5 protein-coding genes are annotated in these 3,488 nt (G+C 49.3%); all 5 read left to right on the top strand.

What is annotated here, in order from left to right; all coding sequences use genetic code 11:
* The first annotated feature begins 464 nt into the window (after window positions 1-464).
* On the top strand, window positions 465-719 hold the full coding sequence (locus tag J9892_RS17595) for a hypothetical protein (protein WP_210538636.1): 255 nt from the start codon (window positions 465-467) through the stop codon (window positions 717-719).
* A 1-nt stretch (window position 720) separates the two neighbouring features.
* Entirely contained in the window at window positions 721-1,740 is a 1,020-nt protein-coding gene (locus J9892_RS17590; protein ID WP_210538635.1) for a trypsin-like serine protease, read from the top strand.
* Between the two features lie 267 nt (window positions 1,741-2,007).
* The gene (locus tag J9892_RS17585; protein ID WP_210538634.1) at window positions 2,008-2,385 is read left to right on the top strand and encodes an RAQPRD family integrative conjugative element protein; all 378 of its coding nucleotides are present in this window, start codon (window positions 2,008-2,010) and stop codon (window positions 2,383-2,385) included.
* Between the two features lie 281 nt (window positions 2,386-2,666).
* Window positions 2,667-3,041, top strand: a complete 375-nt coding sequence (locus tag J9892_RS17580) for a DUF2976 domain-containing protein (RefSeq protein WP_210538633.1) — start codon at window positions 2,667-2,669, stop codon at window positions 3,039-3,041.
* A gap of 54 nt (window positions 3,042-3,095) precedes the next feature.
* Window positions 3,096-3,422, top strand: a complete 327-nt coding sequence (locus J9892_RS17575; protein WP_210538632.1) for a hypothetical protein — start codon at window positions 3,096-3,098, stop codon at window positions 3,420-3,422.
* The last annotated feature ends 66 nt before the right edge of the window (window positions 3,423-3,488 follow it).

The following is a 3,488-nucleotide window of genomic DNA, read 5'->3' as shown; positions in this document are numbered from 1 at the left end:
GCGGTGATGCCTCTGTTCTGGCCGGTGGTCACCCGGACGGCAGGAATAGGCCTTGGGCTCGATGGCCGCGGTAGGGCCCCTGGTGCCGGCCGGTGGCCACCCGGGCGGCAGGGATAGGCCTTGGGCTCGCCGGCCGCGGTGATGCCCCATGTTCTGGACGGTGGCCACCCGGAAGCTTGAGATAGGCCTTGTGTTCTCCGGCGGCGTAAAGGACCTTTGTGCCGAGCAGCTGGTAGAGGCCACTAGCGCGGATCTCACCAGACACCGAGTGGCAGGGTGCTTATAGACTGCCGAGGAAGCCACACCATGGGCAATCGGCGAATAGCCTATGGGCATCTTGGCAGTCAGGGTTCATCAGTAATTCAGAGGGAGCAAATGAAGCCAAAAACTGAAATTAAATGTTGACTATGTATGATGATAGTCATATTCTATTTCTGCGGATCAAAATCTAGGAGTGGGGCAAAGTGAAAAAGCTACTGCTAATGGATGAAAAATATATTCGTTTGTTGATTGAAAACACTAAGAGTACAAACCCAGCGGTTGCTGATGCGCTGGTAGATCATTTACTTTATGGTCTTGCACAAGAGCAAACAGCTAAGAAATACGGCCTTTCCTCTCAATCACAAGTGTCAAGGCTAAAAGGAAGTGTAATAAAACTGGATAATCTAATTAGAACGTCACTGGCAATGAAAGATAAATTTGAACAAAATAAGGGATGATATGAAAAAGACTGTTGTTGCCGCGCTGCTTATGTCTGCAATTACGCCTGCTCACGCCATTTTCAATGGCGCAGAAATTAACTCACCTGAGTTTGTGCGGGTGGGTGGGACTTGCTCTGGGACCGTAATCGCTGGGAAATGGGTTGTAACAGCGGCCCACTGTGGTGATCTGACAGGCCAGACTGTCAGTAACATCGATGTAAGTGTGGCGAATATTAAGCGCACAGTAATTCATCCTATGCATGATGGCAGCGTGCCGCGTGTATATGATGTTTCATTGCTGGAGCTGGATAAAAAAATGCCGGCAACAGCAAAAGTTATTAACACAGAACCAGCGGTCGGCTCTACCCAGTTAATTGCTGGCTGGTCTAGCCTCTCTGGTGGAAAACTGAAAGGTGCTTCAAATGTGACTGTAGGTAAAGCAGACGCAAGATGGTCACCAGATGCTTACGAACTGAAATATGACACCGTAAACGGGATTGGTACTGGCACCTCGCAGCCCGGTGACTCCGGCGGTCCTTGCTATAACGAAGCTGGGGTTTGGGGGGTAATTCAAGGTTCTGCTGGTCAAGGTGATGGAACTTTCATTCAATCGTGCCAAGCGTTCTATAAAGCAGAAACCACTGCATGGATGCTTGAAACAATCGCTGCATGGTCTTATCCGGTCGAGGTGAAGGGCGAGGGGAGTGTTACGATCAAGGTGCAGTCCTTCCACAAGGACCCGGAAGTTTTCGCCCCTTATACCGAAGGGGATCTCGCAATCGAATCGAATACCTGCAAAAGCGGGACGGCCGCCCCTCTTGAGGAGTGCACAGTTGTTGTGAAGGGAAGCGGCAAGTTGTTCATTACAGGTAACGATCCGGTTGAGGTGAATAAAAAGACAACGCCTGTCACTCCGACTCCGGAGCCTACAGAAAATGGTGGTGGTGGTGGTGGTTCAACCGGCCCAGTTGGCCTGATAGGGCTGGCACTGGTAGCAATGGCACGTCGTTTCATAGCTAAGCAAGCCGCAAGTAGTTGATACCTACTGGTAAAAATGGCAATTTGCAATGAGGGAGGCTAAGGCCTCCCTTTTTTATTGATAGATCTTTAAGATGCGAAGCATCGAAGGCTCTTGCCACCCCAGCCAGAAAACCCCCTCATTTTTAAGCGCTCATTTTATCCCAAGGCCCCGAGTTAGAATCCCATTGTGGATAGTTGACTGACAAACATGCCACGCCTCAAAGACCGCACCACTGGGACCTAGCACTTTACGGTGTCACGGATCCAAGCAAATGGAGAGTGTTGAGTGAGATTGTTGAAGACGGTGATCAGCGTTGGGGTGTTAGCCCTTTTTTCCACAGCATCGGTAGCTGATGCCTGGCAAGAGCGTGAGATCCTGAGCCGTGTCCGAGAGCAGTTGATTCGGGTAAACAAGTTGCTCGACGAAGCTGAGAACGCGGGCATGAATAACCAAAGTCGGCTACGTATGGAGTATGGAAGCATTCGTGCCGACCTAAGCACCGTCGAAGACGGGATCTTGCAATACCTGTCTGCACCCATGGATCCGGCAGCCATAGTCCCCCTGGATGGTGGCTACACGGATTACCAAAGAGCGCATGCGTTACCCCGGCCGGACGCAAATTTGTCTCGCGAACGCGCATTACCAATGGGGTATAAGAAATGAGCGCATCTTGTTCAGGTGGAAATGTATCTCAATGCATGGCTGCTGTCGGAGCTAATTCCACATTCAGCCAAACATCAATTTTGCTTCAAGGTAGTATGTACGCGGCTGCATTCATATTTATTCTGTTCGTAGCCTATGCCTGTTATCAAGGATTGGGGACTGACAAGGTAACATATTATGGAATGTTCAAGGCTGTTATTACCGCCGTAGTTTTGAGCGCATTGATATTGCTGGTTGTTCAAGCAATTGTGCATTAATAAATTTAAGTGAGGAGTATAGGGATGCCAATGAAAAAGGTTAGTAATAGACTGAGGGGGGCGTGTCTTATGGTTGCTCTCATGGCCAGCGAGGCTAATGCGGTTGGCCTACCCACGATAAATGCCCCAGGAGGCTCAGCTAGTAATGATCCATTCACATTGATAGTAAACCTCTTTAAGTGGGGGCTTACAGTCATTGCTTTTCTACTGGTAGCGCTCATGTTTATTACCGTCGTAAAAAACGGTTGGCAAAAATACCACCAACTGGGGGAGGAGAACAGTAAGGTGACTTGGCGTGACTTGGCGAGCAACCTGGTTGCCGGGGCGTTGCTGATCTGTCTTGGTGTTGCAATGGCCAATTATGCGGTTGGTGTGTTCGGCGCGAGTGCTATTAGCTAATTCGAAAATATATAATAGGCAGGTATTACCTGCCTATTAAATGGGGATAAGTGAATGAAAAGGCTTTGTACGCAGGCTTGTAGCCTTGCAGTGATTTCCTTCCCTGCTGGTGCTGTGGGTATACCAACAATAACTCCTCCTAATGGAAATGGCGCCGGTGAAAATCCACATAATCTTGTTATCAGTCTTGTCTTGTTGGGTGTGAACCTTTTAGTCATGCTGCTCATCGTAGCTCTTCTGTTAACTGTTGCGAAGAACGCATGGCAAAAGTATCACCAGATCGGCGAGCAAGGTAGCAAGGTTGTAAGTATTCACCGGAACAGTATTGACACAGGAAAAATGAGACGATCGTCTCTTGATCCCACTTTCCTGCTTGCTTGATCCTGCTCCTTAGATACGCTCCCCCCATGAGCAAAAACACCATGCATTCCGCGGGAATGCCCACCA

This window comes from Aeromonas sp. Prich7-2, assembly GCF_017939255.1.
Classification (GTDB): domain Bacteria; phylum Pseudomonadota; class Gammaproteobacteria; order Enterobacterales; family Aeromonadaceae; genus Aeromonas; species Aeromonas caviae.
The sequence above is the reverse complement of the archived record's forward strand: the minus strand, read 5'-3'. Positions and strand labels throughout refer to the sequence as shown.

Bases quoted from the DNA above. Each gene is read 5' to 3' on its own strand.
- J9892_RS17580 (WP_210538633.1), top strand. From the start codon at position 2,667: ATGCCAATGAAAAAGGTTAGTAATAGACTGAGGGGGGCGTGTCTTATG.
- J9892_RS17575 (WP_210538632.1), top strand. From the start codon at position 3,096: ATGAAAAGGCTTTGTACGCAGGCTTGTAGCCTTGCAGTGATTTCCTTC.
- J9892_RS17590 (WP_210538635.1), top strand. From the start codon at position 721: ATGAAAAAGACTGTTGTTGCCGCGCTGCTTATGTCTGCAATTACGCCT.